This window comes from Roseateles sp. FW305-36 (assembly GCF_058787015.1).
The window spans coordinates 96,916-122,466 of sequence record NZ_JBYSZK010000008.1 but is presented as its reverse complement, the minus strand read 5'-3'; the positions used below and the strand labels follow the sequence as shown (position 1 = coordinate 122,466).

26 protein-coding genes are annotated in these 25,551 nt (G+C 69.0%); 17 read left to right on the top strand and 9 right to left on the bottom strand.

The window, feature by feature from the left end:
- The first annotated feature begins 110 nt into the window (after positions 1–110).
- Positions 111–980 (top strand): AraC family transcriptional regulator, encoded by an 870-nt coding sequence (locus AC3WOE_RS16270; protein ID WP_492691846.1) that lies wholly within the window; start codon positions 111–113, stop codon positions 978–980.
- Positions 981–982: 2 nt separating this feature from the next.
- Here AC3WOE_RS16270 and AC3WOE_RS16265 read toward each other — a convergent pair whose 3' ends face one another.
- From AC3WOE_RS16265 to AC3WOE_RS16255, 3 genes are read right to left on the bottom strand one after another with little or no spacing between them, the layout of a single operon-like run.
- A complete protein-coding gene (locus AC3WOE_RS16265) occupies positions 983–3,571 on the bottom strand; it encodes a [protein-PII] uridylyltransferase (protein ID WP_492691845.1) in 2,589 nt (862 codons plus the stop codon).
- Positions 3,572–3,574: 3 nt separating this feature from the next.
- Positions 3,575–4,396: a type I methionyl aminopeptidase gene (gene map / locus AC3WOE_RS16260; RefSeq protein ID WP_492691843.1), complete on the bottom strand. Its 822-nt coding sequence runs from the start codon at positions 4,394–4,396 to the stop codon at positions 3,575–3,577.
- Between the two features lie 14 nt (positions 4,397–4,410).
- On the bottom strand, positions 4,411–5,235 hold the full coding sequence (locus AC3WOE_RS16255; protein ID WP_492691841.1) for an undecaprenyl-diphosphate phosphatase: 825 nt from the start codon (positions 5,233–5,235) through the stop codon (positions 4,411–4,413).
- A 122-nt stretch (positions 5,236–5,357) separates the two neighbouring features.
- Here AC3WOE_RS16255 and AC3WOE_RS16250 point away from each other — a divergent pair, with 122 nt between their 5' ends.
- The 3 genes from AC3WOE_RS16250 to AC3WOE_RS16240 all read left to right on the top strand — a co-directional run bounded on the left by AC3WOE_RS16250 (position 5,358) and on the right by AC3WOE_RS16240 (position 8,177).
- Positions 5,358–5,993 (top strand): TetR/AcrR family transcriptional regulator, encoded by a 636-nt coding sequence (locus tag AC3WOE_RS16250; RefSeq protein WP_492691840.1) that lies wholly within the window; start codon positions 5,358–5,360, stop codon positions 5,991–5,993.
- A 47-nt stretch (positions 5,994–6,040) separates the two neighbouring features.
- Positions 6,041–6,694: a protein-L-isoaspartate O-methyltransferase family protein gene (locus tag AC3WOE_RS16245; RefSeq protein ID WP_492691839.1), complete on the top strand. Its 654-nt coding sequence runs from the start codon at positions 6,041–6,043 to the stop codon at positions 6,692–6,694.
- Between the two features lie 136 nt (positions 6,695–6,830).
- The gene (locus tag AC3WOE_RS16240; protein ID WP_492691837.1) at positions 6,831–8,177 is read left to right on the top strand and encodes a TolC family outer membrane protein; all 1,347 of its coding nucleotides are present in this window, start codon (positions 6,831–6,833) and stop codon (positions 8,175–8,177) included.
- Positions 8,178–8,195: 18 nt separating this feature from the next.
- Here AC3WOE_RS16240 and AC3WOE_RS16235 read toward each other — a convergent pair whose 3' ends face one another.
- Entirely contained in the window at positions 8,196–8,702 is a 507-nt protein-coding gene (locus AC3WOE_RS16235; RefSeq protein WP_492691835.1) for an Lrp/AsnC family transcriptional regulator, read from the bottom strand.
- Between the two features lie 109 nt (positions 8,703–8,811).
- Here AC3WOE_RS16235 and yedA point away from each other — a divergent pair, with 109 nt between their 5' ends.
- Complete coding sequence (gene yedA, locus AC3WOE_RS16230; RefSeq protein ID WP_492691833.1) at positions 8,812–9,711, top strand: drug/metabolite exporter YedA; 900 nt, start codon at positions 8,812–8,814, stop codon at positions 9,709–9,711.
- Here the strand turns inward: yedA and AC3WOE_RS16225 are convergent.
- Entirely contained in the window at positions 9,689–10,564 is an 876-nt protein-coding gene (locus AC3WOE_RS16225) for an MBL fold metallo-hydrolase (RefSeq protein ID WP_492691831.1), read from the bottom strand. The two genes, yedA and AC3WOE_RS16225, sit on opposite strands and share 23 nt — an antisense overlap.
- A 78-nt stretch (positions 10,565–10,642) precedes the next feature.
- On the opposite strand from AC3WOE_RS16225, the gene AC3WOE_RS16220 reads away from it, so the two are divergent.
- Genes AC3WOE_RS16220 through AC3WOE_RS16195 form a run of 6 tightly spaced genes read left to right on the top strand, consistent with a single transcriptional unit; the run spans position 10,643 to position 14,129 of the window.
- Positions 10,643–10,957 carry a metalloregulator ArsR/SmtB family transcription factor gene (locus AC3WOE_RS16220; RefSeq protein ID WP_492691829.1) on the top strand — a complete coding sequence of 105 codons (315 nt, stop codon included), beginning with the start codon at positions 10,643–10,645 and terminating at the stop codon, positions 10,955–10,957.
- Positions 10,958–10,960: 3 nt separating this feature from the next.
- Positions 10,961–11,395 (top strand): YeeE/YedE family protein, encoded by a 435-nt coding sequence (locus tag AC3WOE_RS16215; protein WP_492691828.1) that lies wholly within the window; start codon positions 10,961–10,963, stop codon positions 11,393–11,395.
- 9 nt (positions 11,396–11,404) lie between these two features.
- Positions 11,405–11,824, top strand: a complete 420-nt coding sequence (locus AC3WOE_RS16210) for a DUF6691 family protein (RefSeq protein WP_492691826.1) — start codon at positions 11,405–11,407, stop codon at positions 11,822–11,824.
- 3 nt (positions 11,825–11,827) lie between these two features.
- Positions 11,828–12,469 carry a DUF599 domain-containing protein gene (locus AC3WOE_RS16205; RefSeq protein WP_492691824.1) on the top strand — a complete coding sequence of 214 codons (642 nt, stop codon included), beginning with the start codon at positions 11,828–11,830 and terminating at the stop codon, positions 12,467–12,469.
- Between the two features lie 41 nt (positions 12,470–12,510).
- Positions 12,511–13,290 (top strand): peroxide stress protein YaaA, encoded by a 780-nt coding sequence (gene yaaA / locus AC3WOE_RS16200; RefSeq protein ID WP_492691822.1) that lies wholly within the window; start codon positions 12,511–12,513, stop codon positions 13,288–13,290.
- Positions 13,287–14,129, top strand: a complete 843-nt coding sequence (locus tag AC3WOE_RS16195; protein ID WP_492691820.1) for a 2OG-Fe(II) oxygenase — start codon at positions 13,287–13,289, stop codon at positions 14,127–14,129. Before yaaA ends, AC3WOE_RS16195 begins: the two co-directional genes overlap by 4 nt.
- Here the strand turns inward: AC3WOE_RS16195 and AC3WOE_RS16190 are convergent.
- Positions 14,122–15,039: a DUF3667 domain-containing protein gene (locus AC3WOE_RS16190; RefSeq protein WP_492691818.1), complete on the bottom strand. Its 918-nt coding sequence runs from the start codon at positions 15,037–15,039 to the stop codon at positions 14,122–14,124. The two genes, AC3WOE_RS16195 and AC3WOE_RS16190, sit on opposite strands and share 8 nt — an antisense overlap.
- Entirely contained in the window at positions 15,036–15,590 is a 555-nt protein-coding gene (locus tag AC3WOE_RS16185) for a LuxR C-terminal-related transcriptional regulator (RefSeq protein WP_492691817.1), read from the bottom strand. The genes AC3WOE_RS16190 and AC3WOE_RS16185 overlap by 4 nt, the downstream gene beginning before the upstream one ends.
- Positions 15,591–15,671: 81 nt before the next feature.
- Between AC3WOE_RS16185 and AC3WOE_RS16180 the strand changes: the two genes are divergently transcribed.
- From AC3WOE_RS16180 to AC3WOE_RS16160, 5 genes are all read left to right on the top strand, one after another.
- On the top strand, positions 15,672–16,379 hold the full coding sequence (locus AC3WOE_RS16180) for a CoA transferase subunit A (RefSeq protein ID WP_492691815.1): 708 nt from the start codon (positions 15,672–15,674) through the stop codon (positions 16,377–16,379).
- Positions 16,380–16,382: 3 nt separating this feature from the next.
- Positions 16,383–17,021, top strand: coding sequence for a 3-oxoacid CoA-transferase subunit B (locus AC3WOE_RS16175; protein ID WP_492691813.1), 639 nt, complete (start codon positions 16,383–16,385; stop codon positions 17,019–17,021).
- A 104-nt stretch (positions 17,022–17,125) separates the two neighbouring features.
- Entirely contained in the window at positions 17,126–18,889 is a 1,764-nt protein-coding gene (locus AC3WOE_RS16170; RefSeq protein ID WP_492691811.1) for a DUF1800 domain-containing protein, read from the top strand.
- Between the two features lie 11 nt (positions 18,890–18,900).
- The gene (locus AC3WOE_RS16165; protein WP_492691809.1) at positions 18,901–20,280 is read left to right on the top strand and encodes a DUF1501 domain-containing protein; all 1,380 of its coding nucleotides are present in this window, start codon (positions 18,901–18,903) and stop codon (positions 20,278–20,280) included.
- Positions 20,281–20,317: 37 nt separating this feature from the next.
- Positions 20,318–22,078 (top strand): gamma-glutamyltransferase family protein, encoded by a 1,761-nt coding sequence (locus tag AC3WOE_RS16160; RefSeq protein WP_492691807.1) that lies wholly within the window; start codon positions 20,318–20,320, stop codon positions 22,076–22,078.
- 2 nt (positions 22,079–22,080) lie between these two features.
- Here the strand turns inward: AC3WOE_RS16160 and AC3WOE_RS16155 are convergent, their stop codons facing one another.
- Both AC3WOE_RS16155 and AC3WOE_RS16150 read right to left on the bottom strand, forming a co-directional pair.
- Positions 22,081–22,575 (bottom strand): disulfide bond formation protein B, encoded by a 495-nt coding sequence (locus AC3WOE_RS16155; protein ID WP_492691805.1) that lies wholly within the window; start codon positions 22,573–22,575, stop codon positions 22,081–22,083.
- Positions 22,575–23,039, bottom strand: coding sequence for a RidA family protein (locus AC3WOE_RS16150; RefSeq protein ID WP_492691802.1), 465 nt, complete (start codon positions 23,037–23,039; stop codon positions 22,575–22,577). The genes AC3WOE_RS16155 and AC3WOE_RS16150 overlap by 1 nt, the downstream gene beginning before the upstream one ends.
- An 80-nt stretch (positions 23,040–23,119) precedes the next feature.
- Between AC3WOE_RS16150 and AC3WOE_RS16145 the strand changes: the two genes are divergently transcribed.
- A complete protein-coding gene (locus tag AC3WOE_RS16145) occupies positions 23,120–25,528 on the top strand; it encodes a DNA internalization-related competence protein ComEC/Rec2 (protein WP_492691800.1) in 2,409 nt (802 codons plus the stop codon).
- The last annotated feature ends 23 nt before the right edge of the window (positions 25,529–25,551 follow it).

The window sequence follows — 25,551 nt, the reverse complement described above, 5'->3', positions numbered from 1 at the left end:
GGGAACTTCAGGCCACGGGGGGCATGCCCGACTGTGGCGTGGGGCAGCGCGGCCTGGGTGTCCTACAGTCCACAAGAGTTGACTCAACGTCCACGAGGGCCGCTGCTGCCATGAGTTCCGATGGGCTGGGCCAGGTGCTGGATCGCTTGCGCGTGCAGGCCATGACCTTCCAGGCCGGGCCGGTGTGCGGCGTCACGCGCTATGACGAGTCGCGTGGCGTGGGCTTCGTGCACATACTGCGCGAAGGCCGCATGGTGATGACCTATGCCGACGCCGATGGCGTCGCGCAGCGCCACGCGCTGGACGAACCGACGCTGTTGTTCTTCCCGCGACCCCTGACCCATGGCTTCATCCAGGCTTCGGAGCGCGGCTCCGAGCTGTTCTGCGCCAAGCTTCGCTTCGAAGGCGGAGCGGCCCATCCGCTGGCCCGGGCCCTGCCGCCGGTGCTGGCGGTGCCGCTGGCCCGCCTGCCCATGCTCAGCCACACGCTGGCTCTGCTGTTCGACGAGGGTTCGCGCATCATGCAGGGGCAGCGCGTGCTGGCCGACCGGCTCTTCGAGGTGCTGCTGATCCAGCTGCTGCGCTGGATGCAGGAGGATGCCCGGGCGCCGGAGCTGCCCGCGGGCCTGCTTGCCGGCCTGGCGCATCCCAAGCTGGCGCAGGCCCTGAGCGCCATGCATGAACAACCTTCCGAGCCCTGGACGCTGGACGGCCTGGCCGGGCGGGCCGGCATGTCGCGCAGCAGCTTCGCGGCGAGCTTCCATGAGGTGCTGGGCGAAACGCCGGCTGACTATCTCGCGCAGTGGCGCATCGAGCTGGCCAAGCAGGCCCTGCTGCGCGGCGAGGCGCTGAAGCGGATTGCGCTGGACACCGGCTACGGCAGTTCATCGGCCCTGTCGCGCGCCTTTGCGAGCCGGGTGGGCCAGGCGCCGCGGGCCTGGCTGGCCGTCCAGCGGCTGGCGCTGCGACCTGCCGGCTGAGCTCATGCGGGCAGCGAGACCGCGTCCAGCAATTCGCTCTCGATCTGCAGCTGGGCCTTGTTGTGCTGCAGCGCGGCGCCGTCGACGAGGAAGGTGTCTTCGACGCGCTCGCCCAGCGTCGAGATCTTGGCCAGCTGCAGATTGATGCCATGCCGCGCCAGCACGCGGGCGATGGCGTAGAGCAGGCCGGCGCGGTCGCTGGTGGAGATGGTCAGCAGCCAGGCCGTGGCGCGCTCGTCCGGGCGCAGCGAGATGCGCGGCGTGTAGGGGAAGCTCTTGACGCGGCGCGAGAGGCGCCCGCGGCGCGGTTCCGGCAGCGGGCCGCCGGCCTGCAGCACACTGGCCAGCTTCTGCTCCACCATGGGCACGAGGTCGCGGTGGTGCACGTCGGCCTCGGGGCGGATGACCTGGAAGGTGTCCAGCGCATAGCCGTTGCGCGTGGTGTGCACCTTGGCGTCGAGGATGCTGAAGCCGGCGCTGTCGAAATAGCCGCAGATGCGGGCGAACAGATCGGGCTGGTCGGGCGAATAGACCAGCACCTGCAGGCCTTCGCCGATGGGCGAGGGCCGGGCGCGCACGACGGGCACCTGCGTGTCCACATGCCGCCACAGCGAGCGCGCATGCCAGGCCAGCTCGGCGCCGTCGTGGCGGGCGAAATAGCTGACGGCCAGGCGCTTCCACAGCGGCTCCTCGGTGCCGGGCAACTGGGAGTGCAGGGCCAGGTCCTGGCGGGCCTCGGCCTTGCGCGCCTCGATCTCGGCATCGAGATTGATCTTGGCGCCACCCAGGGCCCGCAGCGTGATGCGGAACAGGTCCTCCAGCAGCTTGCCCTTCCAGGCATTCCAGACCTTGGGACTGGTGCCGCGGATGTCGGCGACGGTCAGCAGATAGAGGGCCGTCAAGCGGCGCACGTCGCCGACCTTGGCGGCGAAGGCGGCGATGACCTCGGGGTCGGCCAGGTCCTCCTTCTGGGCCACGCGCGACATCGTCAGGTGGTGCTCGACGAGGAAGACGCACATGGCGGTGTCCTCGGCGCCCAGGCCGTGCTGGCGGCAGAAGCGCCTGACCTCGACGGCGCCCAGCTCCGAGTGGTCGCCGCCGCGGCCCTTGGCCACGTCGTGGAAGAGGGCGGCGATGTAGAGCACCTCGGGCTCGCTGAACTGCGCGGCGAGCTGGGAGCAGAACGGGTATTCGTGGGCGTGCTCGGGGATGAAGAAGCGCCTCACATTGCGCAGCACCATCAGGATGTGCTGGTCCACGGTGTAGACGTGGAAGAGATCGTGCTGCATCTGCCCGACGATGGCGCGGAAGACCCACAGATAGCGGCCCAGCACCGAGGTCTGGTTCATCAGCCGGAAGGCGTGGGTCTGGCCTTCATGCTGGCGCAGCATGGTCATGAAGGTCGCGCGGTTGACCGGGTCGCGGCGCCAGGCCGCATCCATCAGGCCGCGGGCGTTGTACAGGGCCCGCAGCGTGCGCGCCGACAGGCCCTTGATGCCGGGCGTCTGCTGGTAGATCAGGAAGGTGCGCAGGATGGCATGCGGGTCGCGCTGGTAGAGGTCGTCGCTGGCGACCTCCAGCATGCGGCCGCGGTCCAGGAAGTCCGGCTGGCCCTCGATGGGGCGCAGCAGGCCCTGCTGGGAGCCGTTGATCTGCTCCTCCAGGTTCAGCAGCAGGATCTGGTGCAGCTGCGTGACCGCCTTGGCGGCCCAGTAGTAGCGCCGCATCAGCACTTCGGAAGCGCGCTGGGCACCGGTGCCTTCGAAGCCGAAGCTCTGGGCCACGGCGGTCTGCAGGTCGAAGACGAGGCGGTCTTCGCGGCGGCCGGCGACGGCGTGCAGGCGGGCGCGGATCAGCCTCAGTTGACCCTCGTTGCGCTGCAGCTGCTTGCTCTCGAAGGGTGTGATGAGGCCGCGCTGGGCCAGGGCCTTCCAGGTCTTGCCCAGGCCCGCCGAGCGGGCCAGCCAGATCAGCATCTGCAGGTCGCGCAGGCCGCCGGGGCTTTCCTTGCAGTTGGGTTCCAGCGCGTAGGGCGTGTCGTCGAACTTGGTGTGGCGCTGCACGCTCTCCAGCGTCTTGGCGCGGAAGAAGGCCTTGGGGTCCATGGCCTGCATGAAGCGCTTGTGCATCTGCCGGAACAGCTTGACGTCGCCGGCCAGCGGGCGGGCTTCGAGCAGGGCGGTCTGGATGGTCACGTCGCCCTGCGACTCGGTCAGGCATTCGCCCAGGGTGCGCACCGAGGAGCCGATCTCCAGCCCCACGTCCCAGCAGGAGGTGATGAAGCCTTCGATGGCCGACTTGGCCGGACCGGGCTGGTAGGCCTCGACGCCGTCGGGCAGCAGCACCAGCACGTCCACATCTGAATGTGGGAACAGCTCGCCGCGGCCATAGCCGCCGACGGCCGCCAGGCAGGCGCCGGCGGGCATGCCGGCGGCATCCCACAGCGAGCGCAGGGTGTCGTCGACATGGCGGGCCAGCTTGCGCAGCAGGCTTTGCGTGCCGGCCTGGGTGGGCCGCGCGGCGAGGAAGCCGTCGATCAGGGTCTGCTTGCCCGCCTTGAACTGCTGGCGGAGCTCGGCAAGCGTGGCCACGGCTTAGACGGTCGCCGCAGCTGCCTGCGTGATGAAGGCCGGCGGCGGCGGGCTGCCGGCCGACAGCGTCATGACCTCGTAGCCCGTGTCGGTCACCAGGATGGTGTGCTCCCACTGGGCCGAGAGCGAGCGGTCCTTGGTCGCGATGGTCCAGCCGTCGCCCATCTCCTTGATCTCGCGCCGGCCGGCGTTGATCATGGGTTCGATGGTGAACATCATGCCGGGCACCAGCTCTTCCAGCGTGCCGGGGCGGCCGTAGTGAAGCACCTGGGGCTCCTCGTGGAAGACCTGGCCGATGCCGTGGCCGCAGAACTCGCGCACGATGGAGAAGCCGGCGTTTTCGGCAAAGGTCTGGATGGCGTGGCCGATGTCGCCCAGGCGCGCGCCCGGCCTGACCTTGGCGATGCCCTTCCACATGGCCTCGTAGGTGAAGGCGCACAGGCGCTTGGCCGCGATGCTGCCGTCACCGACGACGAACATGCGGCTGGTGTCGCCATGCCAGCCGTCCTTGATGACGGTGACGTCGATGTTGACGATGTCGCCGTTCTTCAGCGCCTTGTCGTTGGGGATGCCATGGCAGACCACCTGGTTGACCGAGGTGCAGATGGACTTGGGGTAGGGGATGTAGCCGGGCGGGCAGTAGTTCAGCGGGGCGGGGATGCCCTGCTGCACATGGACGATGAAGTCGTGAGCCAGCTTGTCCAGCTCATTGGTCGTGATGCCCGGCTTGACGTGGGGCGTCAGCATGTCGAGCACTTCGGACGCCAGGCGCCCGGCGATGCGCATGCCTTCGACATCGGCAGCGGTCTTGATCGTGATGGCCATAGGGCCGAATTATCTCAGTCCGCCCAGATGACCGTACCCGTGACCCAGGTTGCCAGCACGACGATGCCGAAGGCGATGCGATACCAGGCAAACGGCACGAAGGTGTGGCTGGACACATAGCGCAGCAGCCAGCGCACGCAGGCCCAGGCGGCCAGGAAGCTGACGACGAAGCCGACCGCGAACATGGGGAAGTCGGCCATGGACAGCGCATGGCGCTCTTTCCACAGGCTGTAGCCGCCGGCCGAGATCAGCGTCGGGATGGCCAGGAAGAAGGAGAAATCGGTGGCCGCCTTGCGCGACAGGCCCAGCAGCATGCCGCCGATGATGGTGGCGCCGGACCGGCTGGTGCCGGGGATCATGCCCAGGCATTGAACGAAGCCAACCTTGAGGGCATCCAGCGGCGTCATGTCGTCCACCGTCTGCACGCGGGCGACCGGTTGGGCGCGCTTTTCCACCCACAGGATGATCAGCGCGCCGACGATGAAGGCGCCGGCCACGACCGGCGCGTTGAAGAGGTGGGCCTTGATGGCCTTGTAGACGGTCAGGCCGACGACGCCGGCCGGGATGAAGCCGATGATGATGTTGCCCACGAAGCGCTGCTGCTTGGCGCTGCTGGTGATGCCGCCCAGGGCTTCGCGGATGCGCGCCCAGTAGACGATGAACACCGCCAGGATGGCACCGCTCTGGATGGCGATGTCGAAGACCTTGGACTTGGCGTCCGTCATGCCCAGCAGGCTGCCGGTCAGGATCAGGTGGCCCGTGGACGACACCGGCAGGAACTCGGTCAGCCCCTCGACGATGCCCATGATGGCGGCTTTGATCAGCAGGATGACATCCACGTAAACGGCTCCGAAGGACTGCAAAAAGGCGGCGCAGTGTAGCCAGCGGCCAAGGCGCGTCCTTGCGGGCGGCTGGCCGCCGCGGCTACATTACTGACTCTCCGGTCATTAACAGCCTCGTCTTGGCCACAGCCACGCCCCGTCAACGCCGCAAGGATGCCCGCCCGCAGGAGCTGCTGGATGCCGCTCTGCAGCTTTTCGTCGAGAAGGGTTTCGCCGCCACCCGCAGCGAGGAGATCGCCGCCCGCGCCGGCGTCGCCAAGGGCACGCTCTACCGCTACTACCCGAGCAAGGACGAGCTCTTCATGGCCATGGTGCGCGACAACCTGTCGGTGCACATCGCCGAATCGGCCGCCCAGGCCGCTCAATACGAAGGCTCCATCGCCGAGCTGCTGAGCCAGATGATGCAGGCCTGGTGGGCCAAGGTCGGCCACGGCAATGCCGGCGTCGTCTGCAAGATCATGATGGTCGAGGCGCGCAACTTCCCCGAGCTGGCGCGCTTCTATGTTGAGGAGGTCATCCGGCCCTCCCAGGCCCTGATCGGCGGCCTCATCGAGCGTGGCATCCACACCGGGGAATTCCGCGCCGTGCCCGTCGAGGCGACGGTGCACATGCTGATCGCGCCCATGCTGCACATGCTGCTGCACGAGCACTCCTTCGGCGAGCACGACATCTGCCACCAGACCATGGCCGCCGAGGAGCTGCTGGACGCCCAGATGGCGCTGTTGCTGCACGGACTGCTCGCCGACCCGGCCTGACCTCTAGAATTTTGCTTTTTGCCGTCGACCGCGCCCCGGAGAACAAGATGAATCTCGAACAAGTCCGCTTCAACATGATCGAGCAGCAGATCCGTCCCTGGGACGTGCTCGATCCCAGCGTGCTGGAGCTGCTGCGCGTGGTCCACCGCGAGGACTTCGTGCCCGAGGCCCACCGGGCCCAGGCCTTCGTCGACACCGAGCTGCCGCTGACGGCCACCCGCCGCATGCTGGCGCCCAAGGTCGAGGCTCGCCTGCTGCAGGAACTCAAGGTGCAGCGCCATGAGAAGGTGCTGGAGATCGGCGCCGCGACGGGTCACCTGGCCGCGCTGCTCGGCCACAAGGCCCAGCGCGTCATCGCCCTGGAAGCCGATGCCGGCCTGGCCGCCGCCGCCACCGCCAACCTCAAGCGCGCCGGCGTGCTCAACGCCACGGTGCTGAACCAGGACGGCGCCGCCGGCCTGGCCGCCGAGGAACCCTTCGACGTCATCCTGCTGTCCGGCTCGGTCGCCGCCGTGCCGCAAGTCCTGCTGAACCAGCTCAAGGTCGGCGGTCGCCTGGCGGCCATCGTCGGCGGCGAGCCGGTCATGCGCGCCTTGCTGGTCACGCGCACTGGCGCCAGCGATTTCCGGACCGTGGAAATGTTCGACACGGTGGCCGGCCGCCTGCCCGGTTTTGCCGAAGCGCCGGCCTTCTCGTTCTGATCTCGATGCAGTTTGTCGCCATAAAACGCCGCTTGCCCCCGTTTGGGCGCAGGTCGTCACATGGCTTCAGTCATCGGCGGGCTTTGCCTCTATAAACCCGGCCGCGCTCACACCATTGCTCCAGTCAAGGAATCTCATGCCCTTCGTCACAGCCTCCCGCCTGACCCTGCAACCGCTGGCCCTTGCCGCCGGCCTCCTGCTCGCCGGCGTGGCCCAGGCCCAGAGCCTGCAGGAGCTCTACGACGCGGCACGGGGCTATGACGCGACCTATCTGGCGACCCGCGCCAGTGCCGATGCCGCCGCTGCGCGCGCAGCCCAGGCCGAGGCGCTGGTGCGCCCGTCGCTGGGCCTGCAGGCGACCGGCACCCAGGCCCGCATCGATCCGCCCGTGGGTGGCGGCGTCAACAGCACCACGGTGACGGCAGGCCTGCAGGGCAAGTATTCGGTCTACAACGCGGCCAATGTGCCCACCATCGACAAGGCCCGCCGCGGTTACGCCGCCGCACAGGCTGACTTCGAGGCCGCGGAGCAGGACCTCATCGTGCGCCTGGCCACGGCGTATTTCGACGTGCTGGCGGCCAAGGACGCGCTGACCACGTCGCGAGCCAACAAGACCGCCATCGCCGAACAGCTGGCTTCGGCCAAGCGCAATTTCGAGGTTGGCACCGCCACCATCACCGATACCCGTGAAGCCCAGGCCCGCTACGACCTCGCCGTGGCTCAGGAGCTGGCTGCCGACAACGACCTGCGCGTCAAGCGCGTGACGCTGGACCAGTTCGTCGGCCGCGTCGGCGTCGAGCCCAAGGGCCTGGCCGTGCCGGTGGCCCTGCCGGCCCTGCCCAGCGACAACGTCGACACCTGGGTCGCCACCGGCGACGACCAGCACCCGGCCATCCGCAAGGCCCGCCTGGGCCTGGAAGTGGCCCAGCTCGACACCCAGATCGCCCGTGCCGGCGAGAAGCCCACGCTGGACGCCAGCGCCAGCGTCGGCGGCCAGAACCTGCACAACAGCCTCAGCGGTGCCCAGGCGGTGGCCTCGGGTGTCGGCACCACCAAGAACGCCAGCATCGGCCTGACCTTCACCTACCCGCTGTACACCGGTGGTGCCACGCAGAACCGCATCAAGGAAACCCTGGTGCTGGAGGACAAGGCCCGCAACGACCTCGACTTCGCCCGCCGCAGCGTTTCCGAGGCCACGCGCCGCGCCTTCTTCGGTGTGCAGTCGCTGAAGGCTCAGGTCGCCGCCTACGAGGCTGCCGAGTCGTCCACCAAGCTGGCCCTGGAAGCCACCCAGCTGGGTTACAAGGTTGGCGTGCGCGTCAACCTGGACGTGCTGAACGCCCAGACCCAGCTCTTCACCACCCAGCGCGATCTGGCCAAGGCCCGCTACGACGTCGTCGTCAACGGCCTCAAGCTGCGCCAGGCCTCGGGCCAGTTGCGCGCCGAGGACATCAACGCGGTCAACACGCTGCTGGCCAAGTAAGCCGCGCCGCGGCTTGGCTCAAGCCCCGCCGCGGCGGGGCTTTTTCATTTCCGGCACTGCTGCCACCGGTTCGTGCTCACCGGTCGGCAGCGGCTTGATCGGCGCATGCTCGCGCACGGCATTCAGGATGATGGCGGTCGACGTCGGCACCTGCTGGCAGAAGCGCGACAGCGTCGCGCGCAGATGGGCCACATCGCGCACGGCGATCTCGAGGATCCAGCTGTCCTCGCCCGTCACGCCATAGGCCGTCACGACCTCGGGGCTGGATTCGAGCGCCCGCATCAGCACGCCCTCGTCGAGATTGCCGATGCGGATGATGGAGCGGATGCCATAGCCCAGCTTGCTCGCGTCGACGACGGCCCGATAGCCGCGGATGACGCCGCCGTCCTCCAGCTTGCGCACCCGCTCGGTCACGGCGGGCTGGCTGAGATGCACCCGCCGGCCCAGCTCGGCCATGGTCAGTCGGGCATCGGCCTGCAGTTCGGCCAGGATGCGGTGGTCATGCTGATCGAGTTCGATGGCCATGAAAGTCTCTGCGATTGGATCGAATGTCTTTTGATCTTAAGGCGAGTGATTCGATCAACCTTCAATGACCCATGTTCGGCTGGGGCGAGAATTTCTACGATCCTGGCCCATGAACGCCACCGTCCTGCCGCTGAAGACCGCCCCGGGCCTGAGTCCCAAGCTGATGCTCTGCCTGGCCGCCACCTGGCTGGTCTGGGGCTCGACCTACCTGGCCATCAAGGTCGCGCTGATCAGCCTGCCGCCTTTTTTCCAGATGGGCAGCCGCTTCCTGGTCGCCGGTGCCTTGCTGGCGGTGTGGATGCGCTGGCGCGGCGCGCCATGGCCGAGCCGGCGCCAGTGGCTGCATGCCCTGGTCATCGGGGGCCTGATGCTGGGCGGCGGCATGGGCGGCACGGCGACGGCCGAGCAGACCGTGGGTTCGGGCCTGGTGGTCGCCTTCATCGCCGTGATGCCGCTGATGATCGCCGGCCTCAACCTGCTGTGGGGCGAGAAGCCGACGCGGCTGGAGTCGCTGGGCATCGCCTTCGGCCTGGTCGGCGTGCTGCTGCTGACGCAGGGCCAGGGCTTCGGTGCCTCGCCCATGGGTCTCGTGGCCATCAGCGTCGCCTGCGCGAGCTGGGCCGTGGGCAGCGTGCTGTCGCAGCGCGTCTGGCCGCTGGCGCCCGGCGCCATGGGCTTTGCGAGCGAGATGCTGGCCGGGGGCCTCGTGCTGATGGGCCTGAGCCTGGTCAGCGGCGAGACCCTGCCCAACCACATCGAGCCACAGGCGCTGTGGGCCTGGGTCTATCTTGTCGTGTTCGGCTCGCTGATCGCCTTCAACGCCTATATGGTGCTGCTGGCCGAGGCCTCGGCTGGCCTGGCGTCGAGCTATTCCTTCGTCAACCCGGTCATCGCCATGCTGCTCGGCGTGACGCTGGCGGGCGAGCAGATCAGCGGCCACGAATGGCTGGCCGCCGGCGTCGTGCTGCTGGGTGTGGTGCTGCTGCTCAGCGCGCGGGCAGGGCGTTGATGGGGATGCGCAGATAGGCGACGCCGTTGTCGTCGGCCGGCGGCATTTGGCCGGCACGGATGTTGACCTGGATGGACGGCAGGATCAGGGTAGGCACGTCCAGCTTGGCGTCGCGCGCCTGGCGCATCTGCACGAACTGGGCTGCCTCGATGCCGTCGCGGACATGGATATTGCTCGCGCGCTGCTCGGCCACGGTGGTCTCCCAGGCCGGCTCGCGGCCGTCGGGCGGGTAGTCGTGGCAGACGAATATTCGTGTCTCGGGCGCAAGCGCCAGGATGCGTCGCATGGACGCGTACAGCGCGTGCGCGTCGCCGCCGGGGAAGTCGGCGCGGGCCGAGCCGACGTCAGGCATGAATAGCGTGTCGCCGACGAAGACCGCGCCGTCAACGACATAGGCCATGTCGGCGGGCGTGTGGCCCGGCACCAGCAGCGCGCGCGCTTCGGTCTCGCCGATGTGGAACAGCTCGTCGTCCTTGAAGAGGTGGTCGAACTGGGCGCCGTCGGGCAGGAAGCCGCGCTCGAGGTTGAAGAGCTGCTTGAACGTTGCCTGCACCTGCGTGATGTGCTCGCCGATGGCGATGCGACCGCCGACCTGCTGCTGCAGGTAGCGGGCGCTGGACAGGTGGTCGGCATGGGCGTGGGTTTCCAGGATCCACTGCACCGTGAGGCCGTGCTCCCGGACGTAGGCGATCAGCCGGTCGGCCTGCAGCGTGCTGGTGCGGCCCGACTTGAAGTCGAAATCCAGCACGGGGTCGACGAGGGCGGCGCACCGGCTGGCGTTGTCGACGATGACATAGGAGACGGTGCAGGTCTTGTCGTCGAAGAAGGCCTGGACGGTGGTGCTGGCGGCCATGCGGGCTCCCGTTTCGTTCAATATATTGATTGACATTATATTTGTTGGCATAATGAAGTCAACTTCACGGAGCGACTCATGCCCACTTCCGTCATCGACCCCGCCATGTTGCGCCAGGCCGCCGGCCAGGCCGTCAGCGCCCTGAAGGTGCTGGCCAACGAAGACCGCCTGCTGCTGCTGTGCCAACTGTCGCAGGGGGAGATGGCGGTTGGTGACCTGGAGGAAGTGCTGGGCATCCGCCAACCCACGCTGTCGCAGCAACTGGCCGTGATGCGCGCCGAGGGCGTGGTGGATACGCGCCGGGACGGCAAACGCATCTTCTACAGCATTGCCGACGCGCGCTTGCTGCAGGTGCTGGGCCTGCTGTACAGCCTCTATTGCCCCAAGGAGTGAGCCGTGCACATCGACTGGATTGCGTTCACGCCCCTGGCCTCCCTGGCCGGCGGTGCGCTCATCGGCGTCGCGGCGGCGCTGTTCGTCCTGCTCAACGGCCGCATCGCGGGCATCAGCGGTGTACTGGGCGGGCTGTTGCGACCGGCCCGGGGCGATGTGGGATGGCGCGTCGCCTTCTTGCTGGGCTTGGTCGGCGCGCCGGCAGCGTACGCGCTGTTCACGGCCGTGCCGCTGCCGCGCATCGATGCCGGCTGGCCGGTGTTGGTGCTGGCGGGGTTGCTGGTGGGCGTGGGCACGCGCTATGGCGCTGGTTGCACCAGCGGGCATGGCGTCTGCGGGCTGTCCCGCCTGTCGTCGCGTTCCCTGGCCGCGACGCTGGCCTTCATGGGGGCCGGCTTCGTCACGGTGTTCGTGCTGCGGCACGTCGTCGCCTTTTGAGGAGGGCTCATGGCGATCTTCACTTCCCTGCTGGCCGGCCTGGTGTTCGGTCTCGGCCTCATTCTGTCGGGCATGGCCAACCCGGCCAAGGTGCTGGGTTTCCTCGACCTGGCCGGCGCCTGGGACCCGTCGCTGGCGCTGGTCATGGTGGGGGCCATCGCCGTGGGCCTGGTGGCGTTCGCGGTCGCCCGGCGGCGCGGGACCACCTTGCTGGACATGCCTTTGCGGTTGCCGACCGCGAGCGCCATCGACCGCCGGCTGCTCAGCGGCAGCCTGCTGTTTGGTGCCGGCTGGGGGCTCGCCGGCTTCTGCCCGGGGCCGGCGCTGGTGGCGCTGGGCATGGGCGAGCTCAAGGCCGTGGTCTTCGTCGCCGCGATGCTGGCCGGTATGGGCTTGTTCGAGCTGCTTGAGCGGCGAGGGAAGGCCTGAGCCATGAGCGTCGATGCAGACTGGGCCTGCGTGGCCATGACGCTGGTGGTGACGGGCCTGTACGAGGGCTTGCTGCTGCTGCGTCGGCCGCAGCGGCTGGCCCCGGCCCGGCATGCCGGACTGCGCGAGGAATGGTTCCGTGTCGTCTCCGAGCAGCCGGGCTCCGAGGTGCTGGCGGTGCAGACGCTGCGCAACTCGTTGATGTCGGCCACCATGCTGGCCTCCACGACCGCGCTGGCCCTGATGGGCACGGCCACGCTGGTGGCGCCTTCGCTGCACGAGAGCCTGGCCGGCACGGGGGGCATTGCCGGTCCCGGCCCGCGCATGGTGCTGGAACTGGTGCTGCTGGCGCTGCTGTCCGCATCGCTGGTGTCGACGCTGATGGCAGTTCGCTTCTACAACCACGCCGGCTTCATCGGCGGCATGCCGGTCGCCTCCGAGGCGCGGGCGCGCTGGACAGTTGCCGGCGTGCGCTACGTCCGCAGGGCCGGCCTGCTCTACGGGGTTGGCCTGCGCCAGCTGGTGCTTGTGGTGCCGGTCGTTGCCACGCTGCTGGTGCCGGCCGCTGGCCCGGTGGCCGCGGTGCTGGTGGCGACGATGCTGTACTCCCTGGACCGCTTCGGCGACGGCGGCGCCCCGGCCTGAGTGCGCGGCGCCGATGCGAACAGGGGCCAAAATCCGCGCCCATGCTGTTCCTGCTCTCGCCCGCCAAGTCCCTCGACTACGACACGCCGACGCCTGCCGACCTGGCGCCGGCCCTGACCCGCCCGCAGTTCCTGGACGACACCGCCGCGCTGATCGATGTGCTGCGCACCAAGAGCGTGGACGATGTCCGCGAGCTGATGGACCTGTCCGAGCCCCTGGCCCAGCTCAATGTCGACCGCTATGCCGCCTGGCGGCCGCGCTTCACCGACAAGAACAGCAAGCCGGCCGTGCTGGCCTTCAACGGCGACGTCTACGACGGCCTGGACGCCAAGACGCTGAGCGGCGAGGACATCGCCTGGGCCCAGGCGCATGTGCGCATGCTGTCGGGCCTGTACGGCATCCTGCGGCCGCTGGACCGCATGCAGCCCTATCGCCTGGAGATGGGCACCCGCCTCGCCGGCGAGCATGGCGCCAGCCTCTACGACTACTGGGGCGACCGCCTGGCCCTGCACCTGAACAAGCTGGCTCGAGGCGAGAAGGTGCCCGTCATCGTCAACCTGGCCTCGCAGGAGTATTTCCGTGCGGCCGACCGCAAGGCGTTGAAGCCTCGCGTCATCGACTGCCAGTTCGAGGACTGGAAGAACGGCGAGTACAAGATCATCAGCTTCTTCGCCAAGCGTGCTCGCGGGCTGATGGCTCGCTTCGCGATCCGGCAACGCCTTGAAACGCCTGAAGGGCTCAAGGCCTTCGATCTGGACGGTTATCGTCTGGCCTCTGACGTCTCTTCTCCCGACCGACTCGTCTTCCGCCGCAAGTCATGAGCCAACAAGTCATCACCCCCGAGCTGTGTGAGTGGATCACCGAGCAGAGCCGTGCCGGCCATGCTTCAGAAAGCATCCTGGCGGCCATGCTGGGCAGCGGTTGGGATGAGGGCATCGCCCGCCAGGCCCTGGCCCGCACGCTGGGCCAGTCGGCCACGCTGACGGCCCCGCCCGGGGCCACGCCCGGCCTGCCCGAGCCCGACCTGAGCCGCTTCGCCCCCGTCATCGACGCCGGCGACCGCCAGGTCAAGGTCATGATGGCCCTGCGCCAGCCGCGCGTCGTCGTCTTCGGCAGCCTGCTGTCCGACGAGGAGTGCGACGGCATCATCGACCTGGCAGCCAAGCGCCTGGCGCGCTCCGAGACGGTGGCCACGGGCACCGACGGCAGCGAGGTGAATGCCGCGCGCACCAGCGACGGCATGTTCTTCGAGCGCTGCGAGACCGACCTGATCCGCACCCTCGAGGCGCGCCTGGCCACGCTGCTGCGCTGGCCCCTGGACCATGGCGAGGGCCTGCAGGTGCTGCGCTATCGCCCGGGTGCCGAATACCAGCCCCATTACGACTATTTCGACCCCGGTCACGTCAGCACGCCCAACATCCTCAAGCGCGGCGGCCAGCGCGTGGCGACCCTGGTCATCTACCTGAACACGCCCACCGCGGGCGGCTCGACCATCTTCCCGGACATCGGCCTGGACGTCGCCCCGGTCAAGGGCAATGCCGTCTTCTTCAGCTACGACCGGCCCCACCCCTCGACACAGACCCTGCATGGCGGCTCGCCGGTGCTCGAAGGCGAGAAATGGGTCGCCACCAAGTGGCTGCGCCAGGGCGTGTTCACTTGACCGGTGAGGTGACCGCGATGAAAACCACCATCGCCATCAGGCCGAACAGCAGCAGCAGCGAATAGCCGACGCTCAGCAGCGCGCCGCGCCAGGCGGCGCCCCAACGGCTCAGGCCGTAGACCTGTTGCATCGCGACCAGGCCATGCGCGAACACGGCCAGCGTCAGCAACCCCGCCGAATGCGTCGCGAACCCGGCCAGCAGTGCCAGGAACCACAGGCTGTGGCTGTGCAGCGAGAACACGAAATGTTCCGCATAGCGCCGGCCGCTGCGCAAGAACATCAGCAACAGCAAGGCCGCGAACACCGGCTGCATCGCCAGCAGGCCGTAGGGCGCCAGCGCCAGCAGTTTGGCCGACCATTGTTCGCGCGTCAGATGCGTCGCATGCTCGACCGATTTCACGAGCCAGCGCTGAACGGCGCTGCAGGTGTCGGCCTCTGCCAGCTTGCAGCCAAGCACGCTCAGATTCATCTGTTCCGAGGGCTTGCCCGCTGCCGAGGCGGCTTCTGCAGCGAGCTGCGCGGGCGTCATGCCGGGCCTCATGTGCACGCCCAGGGATTGACCCGGTGCCGCCACCGGATCGGGCAGGGCGGGCAGCAGGGCCCAGCCGACGAAGAACACGAAGCTCGCGCTCAGATAGACCCGCAGCGGCAGCAGGTAGCGGCGACGCTGGCCATGGAAATAGGCATTGGTCAGATGGCCGGGCAGGCAGATCAGCGCCCACAGCGTGCGCCACAGCGGCCCGTCGAAGGCGATGTAGTGGCCCAGGTACTCGGTGAACATCTCGCGCACCGAGGGCGGATGCAGATCGGTCTCCTGCCCGCAATGGCCACAGTAGACGGGGCGCGGCGTGGCCAGCGTGAAGTGGCAGTTGCGGCAATAGGGCAGTGCGGGTGCGTGGTCTGAACTCATGCGCTCAACAACCTGTTGATCAGCTCCGGCGTGCTGGACGCCGCATATTTCTTCATCAGCCGGCCGCGGTAGATGTCCACCGTGCGCGGGCTCACGCCCAGGCGTCGGCCTACGGCCTTGCTGGTCAGGCCCTCGACGAGCAGGGCGGCAATCTCGCGCTCGCGCGGCGTCAGCTCGGCCGTGATCTGGCGCCGGGCCGACAGGTCCTCGAAGCTCCAGATGCCGCGGGCATGCGGGTTGGCCGGATCGAGTGCGCGACCGGTCACGTGGCACCAGAACAGTTCGCCGCTGCCGAGGCGACGCATGACGCGGTCGTCGGCATAGTGGCCCTGGGCGTCCAGGCTCGCGACGATGCGGGCGCCGGTGCGCTCGAACTCGACGGCGCTGGGGTACATGACGGCAAAGCTCTGGCCGATGAGCTGCTCGCGCGCCGCGCCGAACATCTGCAGCACGCGTTCGTTGCAGTCGACGATCTGGCGCTGGGCCGACAGCACCAAGCCTATCGGTGCCAGCTGGAAGGCGCTGCGGTAGTCGAGGGCGGCGGGTTCCACTTAGGCGATCTTGCGTAATCGACGGCGAGAGGGGCGCGATAGTACCCTTGCGGGCGTTGCCAACCGCAGGAGACTTTTCGCATGAACAAGGTGTACCCGAGCGCCGATGAGGCGTTGCGCGGCGTCGTGAAGGACGGGCAGATGCTGGCCGTCGGCGGCTTCGGCCTTTGCGGCATTCCCGAGGCGCTGATCGCTGCCCTGCGCGACAGCGGCGTCAAGGACCTGACGGTCATCTCGAACAATGCCGGCGTGGACGGCTTCGGCCTCGGTCAGCTGCTCACCACGCGGCAGATCAAGAAGATGATCTCCAGCTATGTGGGCGAGAACAAGGAGTTCGAGCGCCAATACCTGGCCGGCGAGCTGGAGCTGGAATTCACGCCCCAGGGGACGCTGGCCGAGAAGATGCGCGCCGGTGGCGCTGGCATCCCGGCCTTCTTCGTGCGCACCGGCGTCGGCACCCTGATCGCCGAGGGCAAGGAGACGCGCGAGTTCAACGGCGAGACCTATATCCTCGAGAAGGCCCTGGTGCCCGACGTGTCCCTGGTCAAGGCCTACAAGGCCGACAAGAGCGGCAACCTGGTGTTCCGCCGCACCGCGCGCAACTTCAACCCGGCCGCGGCCATGGCCGGCAAGCTGACCGTCGTCGAGGTCGAGCACCTCGTCGAGACGGGCGACATCGATCCGGACGACGTCCACCTGCCGGGCATCTATGTGCACCGCATCGTCGTCAACGCCAACCCCGAGAAGCGCATCGAGAAGATGACGCTCTCTCCCAAGAAGGAGGCCTGAGCCATGGCCTGGACCCAAGACCAGATGGCCGCGCGTGCGGCCCAGGAGCTGGAAGACGGCTTCTACGTCAACCTCGGCATCGGCATCCCGACGCTGGTGGCCAACCATGTGCCGGCCAGCAAGGAAGTCTGGCTGCAGAGCGAGAACGGCATGCTGGGCATCGGCCCCTTCCCGACCGAAGACGAAGTCGACGCCGACCTCATCAACGCCGGCAAGCAGACCGTCACCACGCTGCCCGGCTCCAGCATCTTCGGCAGCCATGACAGCTTCGCCATGATCCGCGCCGGCAAGATCAACCTCAGCATCCTGGGCGCCATGCAGGTCAGCGGCAAGGGCGACCTGGCCAACTGGATGATCCCGGGCAAGATGGTCAAGGGCATGGGCGGCGCCATGGACCTCGTCGCCGGCGTCAAGCGCGTCATCGTGCTGATGGAGCACGTGGCCAAGAAGAAGGACGGCAGCGAGGACCTCAAGATCATCCCCAGCTGCACCCTGCCGCTGACGGGCGTGGGCGTGGTCGACCGCATCATCACGGACCTGGGCGTCTTCGACGTCGTGCCCGAGGGCATCAAGCTCGTCGAGCTGGCCGAGGGCGTCACGCGTGAACAAGCGCAAAGCAAGACCGGGGTTCCGTTGCTCTGAGGTAAATCAGGCGTCATACCCCCAGTTCGTGGGCCTCGACGGGTCGGCGCAAGCCGGCCCTTTTTCGTTGCGCGACGATCATCCACACAACGAGCGAGGACCCCATGCGCGCACCGCCGTCGCCTGAAGTCGAGACCATCGCCACCCCCGCAGCCGAGACATCTGCGGACCCCGGCCTGACCGTGGCCGTTGCCGCGGCAGCGCTGCTGGCCGCTTGCGGCGGTGGGGGAGGGGATGGCGGCACACCGACGCCTTCACCGCCTCCGCCGCCGCCCCCACCACCGCCGCCGCCTCCTCCTCCCCCGCCTCCTCCTCCCCCGCCTCCTCCTCCCCCGCCTCCACCCCCTCCCGGCATCACCGATGCCGACGCCGCGCGCTTCCTGGCCCAGGCCGGCTTCTCGGCCAGCAGTGCCGACATCGCCACCGTCAAGGCCAATGGCTATGCCGCCTGGCTGGACGCGCAGTTCGCGCTGCCCGTCACCGACAGCCACTTCGACTGGATGGTGGCCAACGGCTACGCCATCGTCGACCACCGCAACGACTTCGGCGGCGCCGACAACACCCTGTGGCGCAAGCTGCTGTCAGCCCCCGACTCGCTGCGCCAGCGCGTCGTGCTGGCCCTGAGCGAGATCTTCGTCATCTCCATGAGCGGCCTGCCCATGCCCTGGCGCGGCTTCGCCATTGCCTGCTATGTGGACATGCTGGAGCAGCGTGCCTTCGGCAGCTACCGCGAGCTGCTGAACGCGGTCTCCTTGTCCAACGGCATGGGCGTGTATCTGGCCATGCGCGGCAACCTCAAGGCCGACCCCAACACCGGTCGCGTGCCGGACGAGAACTACGCCCGCGAGGTCATGCAGCTGTTCAGCATCGGCCTCTACCAGCTCAATGCCGACGGCAGCTTGAAGCTGGACGGCAGCGGCAAGCCTCTCGAGACCTACACCCAGACCAACATCACCGACCTGGCCGCCGTGCTCACCGGCTGGGACTTCGACAGCTACAGCGGCACCGACCCCAGCTTCATGAAGAAGCCCATGGTCAACATCGCCTCGCGCTTCTCGACCGGGCCCAAGAAGGTGCTGGATGTCGACATCCCCGCGTCGGCCGACGGCCCGGCGGCGCTGAAGATCGCGCTCGACACGCTGGCTGCCCATGCCAACGTCGGTCCCTTCATCGGCCGCCAGCTCATTCAGCGCCTTGTCGCGTCCAACCCGAGTGCAGCCTATGTCGGCCGTGTCGCTGCCGTCTGGGCCGACAACGGCTCCGGCGTGCGCGGTGACCTCAAGGCCGTCATCCGGGCCATCCTGCTCGACACCGAAGCCCGCACCGTGTCCGGTGATCCGGGTGCCGGCAAGCTGCGCGAACCGCTGCAGCGCTTCATCCAGTGGGGGCGCAGCTTCGGCGTCACCTCGCCCAACGGCCTGTGGAACATCGGCAACACCAGCGACTCCGGCACCCGCCTGGGCCAGAGCCCCATGCGCAGCCCCTCGGTCTTCAACTTCTTCCGCCCTGGCTATGTGCCGCCCAACTCGCAGCTGGGCATCAACGCGGTCACGGCGCCGGAGTTCCAGCTCTGCAACGAGAGCACGGTGGCGGGTTACCTCAACTATCTGCAGAAGGCCATCTCCGACGGCGTCGGGGACGTGAAGCCGAGCTACACGGCCGAGCTTGCGCTGGCGGGCGATGCGCCCGGCCTGGTCGCCAGCCTCGCGCTGCGCCTGGGTGGGGCCGCCATCTCGACCACCACGCAAACGACCGTCGCGACGGCCGTCGCCACCATCTCAGCCAGCAGCGATGCCGGCAAGCTCAACCGTGTGCAGGCTGCCATCCTGATGCTGATGGCCTGCCCCGAATATCAAATCCAGAAGTGAAGGGGACGACGATGAAGCTCAACCGACTCCCCGAACTGCAGCGCCGCGAGTTCCTGCGCCGCGCCGGCGCCCTTGGCATTGCCGGCGCCGCCGCGCCCTGGGCGCTCAACCTCGCCGCCCTCGGCGAGGCCGCCGCGGCCACCGGCCCCAGCGACTACAAGGCCCTGGTCTGCGTCTTCCTCTATGGCGGCAATGACTACGGCAACACCCTGGTGCCCTACGACCCCGCCAGCTACAACGCCTACGCCAACATCCGCCAGACCCTGGCCACGCCGCGCGACCAGCTCGCTGCGACGGCCCTGGGCCTCAACGTCGGCGGCCGCCAGATGGCCCTGGCCCCCCAGCTCGGCAAGCTCAAGAGCCTGTGGGACAGCGGCAGGCTGGGCATCCAGCTCAACGTCGGCACGCTGATCCAGCCCACCACGCTGGCCCAGTACAACGCCAGGAACGTGCCGCTGCCGCCCAAGCTGTTCTCGCACAACGACCAGCAGTCGGTCTGGCAGAGCAGCTCGCCGGAGGGCGCCACCTCGGGCTGGGGCGGCCGCATGGGCGATCTGTTTTTGGGCGGCAACGGCACGGCCACCTTCACCTGCATCAACGCGTCGGGCAATGCCGTCTTCATGGCCGGCAAGCAGGCCGTGCAGTACCAGGTGTCGACCAGCGGTGCCGTGCCCATCAACGGCATCCTGAAGCCCCTCTACGGCTCCCAGGCCTGCGCCGACACGCTGCGCAGCCTCATCACGGCCGACCGCACGAACTGGATGGAGGCTGAGCTGAACAAGGTCGTCGCGCGCTCGGTGGGGGCCCAGAGCATCGTCTCGGCAGGTCTGGCCGGCGTGCCGGCCCTGCAGACTTCCTTCGACACGACCAACAACCTCGCTGCCCAGCTGCTGATGGTGGCCAAGCTCATCGGCGCCCGCCAGGCTCTGGGTGCGACGCGCCAGGTCTTCTTCGTCTCCCTGGGCGGTTTCGACCTGCACGACTTCCTCGTCGACGAGCATCCGGGCCTGCTGACGGCGGTCAACGATGCGCTCGGCAGCTTCTACGCGGCCACCGTCGAGCTGGGCGTGGCCAACCAGGTCACCACCTTCACGGCCAGCGACTTCGGCCGCTCGCTGACGAGCAACGGCGACGGCTCCGACCACGGCTGGGGCAGCCACCACTTCGTCCTCGGCGGCGCAGTGCAGGGCGGCAAGTTCTGGGGCACGCTGCCCTCGGTCAGCGTCAACGGCCCCGACGACGTGGGCCAGGGCCGGCTGCTGCCGACCGTGGCGGTCGACCAACTGGGCGCGACGCTCGCAACCTGGATGGGCATCAGCGCCACCGACCTGCCGAGGGTGCTGCCGCAGATCGTCAACTACAGCCAGAAGGACATGGCTTACTTTGCTTGACGTGGGGAGCAGGGTGGCCATGCCTAAGATGGCCGCCATGCTCCGTCTCCTGACGCCCCTCCTGCTGGTCGGCCTGCTGGCCCCGGCTCACGCCCTCGACCAACCCGAGGCCGCCACCACCCGCACGGCCAAGCAGGGCAGCCTGACGACACCGGCCAAGCGCTTCGCGGTGACGGCGGCCAATCCGCTGGCGGCGGCCGCCGGCCTCGAGATCCTGAAGGCCGGTGGCTCGGCGGTCGACGCCACCATCGCCGTGCAGATGGTGCTGGGCCTGGTGGAGCCGCAGTCCAGCGGCATCGCCGGCGGTGCCTTCCTGATGCACTGGGACGGCCGCCAGGTGCAGTCCTTTGATGGCCGCGAGTCGGCGCCGGCCGCGGCCGCGCCGGAACTCTTCCTGAAGGCCGACGGCAAACCCCTGCCGATGCGCGAGGCCATCATGAGCGGCCTGTCCACCGGCGTGCCCGGCGTGCTCGCCATGCTGGCCGAGGCGCACCGCCAGCACGGCAAGCTGCCCTGGGCGCGGCTGTTCGAGCCCGCCATCCGCCTGGCCGACCAGGGCTTTGCGATCAGCCCTCGTTTGTTCGAGCTCGCCTCCGGCGAGAACGCGCTGCGTGGCGACGCCCAGGCCGGTCCGTACTTCTACGACGCCACCGGCAACCCCAAGCCCGTCGGCACCGTGCTGAAGAACCCGGCCTATGCCGCCGTGCTGCGCGGCATCGCCAAACAAGGTCCCAAGGCCTTCTACGAGGGGGCCGTGGCCGAGGACATCGTGCGCCGCGTGAAAGGCCATGCGCGCCCGGGCACCTTGGTGGCGGCCGACCTCGCTGGCTACAAGGCGCTGGCTCGCCCGCCGCTGTGCACCGACTGGCGCAGCTACCGCGTCTGCGGCTTCCCCCCGCCGACCTCGGGCCATCTGACCCTGATGCAGATTCTCGGCATCCTCGACACCCAGCCCGCCGCCGTCGTGGCCAAGGGCATCACGGCGGACTGGATGCATGCCTATGCCGAGTCCGCCAAGCTGGCCTTTGCCGACCGCGCCCAGTACATAGCCGACCCGGCCTATGTGACCGCACCGGGCGGCGATTGGCAGAACCTGATCGCGCCGGCCTATCTGAAGCAGCGCGGCGCGTTGATCGGCCCGAAGGCCATGGGCGTGGCGACGGCCGGCCAGCCGGCGGCTGTCAAGCAGGCACTCGCGCCCCAGGCCGACCAGCTCGAGTCCGGCACCAGCCAGGTCAGCGTCGTCGACGCCGAGGGCCATGCCGTGGCCATGACGACCAGCGTCGAGTCCGCCTTCGGCAGCCGCGTCATGAGCGACGGTGGCACGGGTCTGGCCGGCGGCTTCATGCTGAACAACACGCTGACCGATTTTTCGCTGAACCCGGTCGGCGCCGACGGCAAACCGGTGGCCAACCGCGTTGAGGCGGGAAAAAGGCCGCGCTCCAGCATGGCGCCGACCCTGGTCTTCGACAAGGACGGTCAGCTCGTCATGGTGGCCGGTTCGCCGGGCGGGCCGGTCATCATCCATTACGTCGCCAAGGTCATCACCGGTGCCCTGGCCTGGGGCCTGCCGGCTCAGCAGGCGGTGGACCTGCCCAACTTCGGTCATTTCAATTCGGGTCAACTCATCGTCGAGCGCGGCGCGCTGACGGCCGGGCAGCTGGCCGACCTGCGCGGTCGCGGCCAGCAGGTCAACGAGACCGATCTGACCAGCGGCCTGCAGGTGCTGATGAAGACCCAGGCCGGCTGGACGGGCGGCGCCGACCCGCGCCGCGAGGGCATCGTTCGCGGGGAGTAGTCCTAGCGGCGCTGGTTGAGCACCCACAGCCCGATGGCGGCGAAGGCGGCAAACAGCAGGCCGCTCCAGACCTCGTAAGGCAGGCCGATGAGGCGGTAGGCCGCCGCTTCGGCGCAGTTGGCCGTGATCATGAAGACCGAGGGCCACAGCTCTTCGAGGCCGAGGGCCGTGACGATGTTGTCGGCCAAGCCCATCGCGCAGGTGGCGCTCTGCGAGGCCACCTCATGCTGGAACACCGCAGCCGTCAGGCCCGCGGCGCACAGCATCAGCACCAGGACCAGCGCTGACTGGCGCAGCACGCGCTTGGCGCTCACCAACCAGCCCAGCAGCGATACGGCGCCGATCACCAGGAAGATGAAGCGCTGCAGCACGCACCAGGGGCAGGGCTTGACGCCGAACTGATGCTGGGCGATCAGGGCGATGCCGACGGCGCCGAAGCTGGCCAGCGCCATACCGGCCAGCGCGCGGGCCGGCAGCTTGGAAGGGGTGGCGAACATCAGCCTTGGATTTCCGCGATGAGTTCGATCTCGACGCAGGCGCCGAGGGGGATCTGGGCCACGCCGAAGGCGCTGCGGGCATGCTTGCCGGCGTCGCCCAGCACCGTGGCGAACAGCTCCGAGGCGCCGTTGGTGACCAGATGCTGCTCGATGAAGTCGGGCGTGCTGTTGACCAGGCTCATGACCTTGACGATGCGGACCTTGCCGAGGTCGCCCGTGGCGGCCTGCAGGGTGCCGAGCAGGTCGATGGCGACCGAGCGTGCGGCAGCCTGGCCGGTGGCCGTGTCGACGTCCTTGCCGAGCTGGCCGACCCAGGGCTTGCCGTCCTTCTTGGCGATATGGCCGGACAGGAAGAGCAGGTTGCCGGTGCGCGCGAAGGGCAGATAGGCCGCGGCGGGCACGGCCACGGGCGGCAGGGTGATGCCGAGTTCGGCGAGCTTGGCTTGGATGGCAGAGGAGCTCATACGGGGAAGCGCGGTGGCGCAAGCAAAAAACGCCGGCATGCTACACCTCGGGTCCCAAGTTCACGGGACACGGAGGGGCATTGGCACAGCGGCCGTGGGGTGTGCGCGAGCTGGTGGCGACGGGCCTGGCCTGGCTGTCGGGCCTGGCCCTGCTGCAATGCTGCGAACGACTGCCGACGCCGGCGGAGTACGGCGTGCTGGCCATCGCATTCGCGGCGTTGCTGCTGCTGCGCCGGCGGCACTGGCTGGCGCTGGCGGGCTGTGTCGCCGTGTTCGCATTCGCCCAAGCCGCGCTGCGCGCCGAGTGGCGGCTCAAGCCCGAGTTGCATCCAGCCTGGGAGGGCCGTGATCTGGTGCTGACGGGCCAGGTCGACAGCCTGCCCCTCGCCGTCACCGGCCAAGGCGGGGTGCCGGGCTGGCGTTTCGAGTTCGCCGTCGAGGCCGTCGGGCCGGCGGGCACGGCGCTGCCTCCCGAAGTGCCGCGCCGGTTGATGCTGCTCGCCTATGACACGCCTCCCGTCACGGCGGGCGAGCGCTGGCGTTTCACCGCCCGGCTCAAACGCGCCCACGGTCTGGCCAATCCGGGCGGCTTCGATGCCGAACTGTGGCTGTTCGCGCAGGGGCTGCGGGCCAGCGGCGTGGTGCGGGCGGCCGAACGGCTGACGCCGGCGCCCTGGTGGTCGCTGGACGCCGCCCGCCAGCACCTGCGCACCTCCATCCGCGAACACGTGACCGACCCCGGCATGGCCGGGGTGCTGGCGGCGTTGAGCCTGGGCGACCAGAACGCCATTGGGCATGCCGACTGGAACCTGTTCCGCGACACCGGCGTCGCGCACCTGCTGTCGGTCTCCGGGAGTCATGTGGTGCTGCTCGGCTGGCTGGCCTCCGCCCTGGTCGCACCGCTGTGGCGCCGCAGCCGTTGGCTCTGCATGCGGCTTCCAGCGCCCACGGCGGCGCGCTGGGTCGGCGTGCTCGTGGCCTGTGCCTACGCGCTGTTCTCGGGTTGGGGCGTGCCGGCCCAGCGCACCGTCGTCATGCTGGCGGCCGTGGCCGGCTTGCGAAGCCTGGGCTTGCGCTGGCCCTGGCCCCTGGTGCTGCTGGCCGCCGCCGTCATCGTCACGGCGGTCGACCCCTGGGCGCTGATGCAGCCGGGCTTCTGGCTGTCCTTCGGCGCCGTGGGCCTGCTGATGGCCGCCGGGGGCGAGCATGCCGAGGGCTGGCGGGCTCGGCTCAAGGCCGCGCTGCGCACCCAGCTCATCGCCACGGTCGGCCTGGCGCCCTTGAGCCTGGTCTGCTTTTCCCAGCTGTCCCTGGTCGGCCTGCTGGCCAATCTGGTCGCCATTCCGCTGATCAGTTTTGTCGTCACGCCGCTGGCCCTGGCGGGTGGCCTGTTCGCGCCGCTTTGGGTCCTGGCCGCCTTGCTGATGCAGGCATTGATGGCTTGGCTCAAGCTGCTGATGGCGTTGCCGGCGGCGGTCTGGTGGCTGCCCGCTGCGCCGCTGTGGGCGCAGGGGCTGGCCTTGGCCGGCGCGACGCTTGTCGTGCTCCGGCTGCCCTGGCGGCTGCGGGCCGCGGGCCTGGCGATGATGCTGCCGCTGCTGTGGCCCGCCGTGCCGGGGCCGCCCCAAGGCGAGTTCGAGCTGCTGGCGCCCGACATCGGCCAGGGCAACGCGATCGTGATCCGCACCGAAGGGCATGTGCTCGTCTTCGACGCCGGCCCGGTCTATGCGCCGGGCGCCGACGCCGGCGAACGCGTGCTGCTGCCGCTGCTGCGCTCGCTGGGTGTGCAGAGGCTGGACCTGCTGGTGCTCAGCCATCGCGACGGCGACCATGTCGGCGGTGCCGCGACGCTGATGCAGGCCCTGCCGGTCGCCGAGTTGCGCAGTTCACTGGAGCCCGGCCACGCGCTGCTGCGCGCCGGGCCGCCCGTGCGGCGCTGCGAGGCCGGACAAGGCTGGACCTGGGATGGCGTGCGCTTCGACGTGCTGCACCCGACGCCGGCCCATTACGAAGCGGGCCTGCGCTCCAACGATCTGTCCTGCGTGCTGCGCGTCACGGCGGCCTCGGGGCGGCGCGCGCTGCTGGCGGGTGACCTGGAGGCGGGGCAGGAGAGGGCCCTTGTGGCGCGCGAAGCCGATCTGCATGCCGAGGTCTTGCTCGTGCCCCATCACGGCAGCAAGACCTCGTCCAGCGCCGAACTGCTGGCGGCCGTCCAGCCCCGTCTGGGCCTGGTGCAGGCCGGCTATCGCAGCCGCTTTGGCCATCCGGCGCCGCCGGTGCTGGCGCGCTACCAGGCGGCCGGCATCGCCGTCGTGGTCAGCCCGGCCTGCGGCGCCTGGCGCTGGACGAGCAGCGGGCCGCCTGCGGCCGATGCCTGCCAGCGTGGCCGCCGGCCGCGCTACTGGCAGGACCGCAACCCGGTCAGCACGGGGCTGGATGGTCCGCCCGTCGGCGAGCTGGCGCCGGCCGATCCCGAACTGGTCTTCTGAACTCGGCCCTGCCACACTTGGCC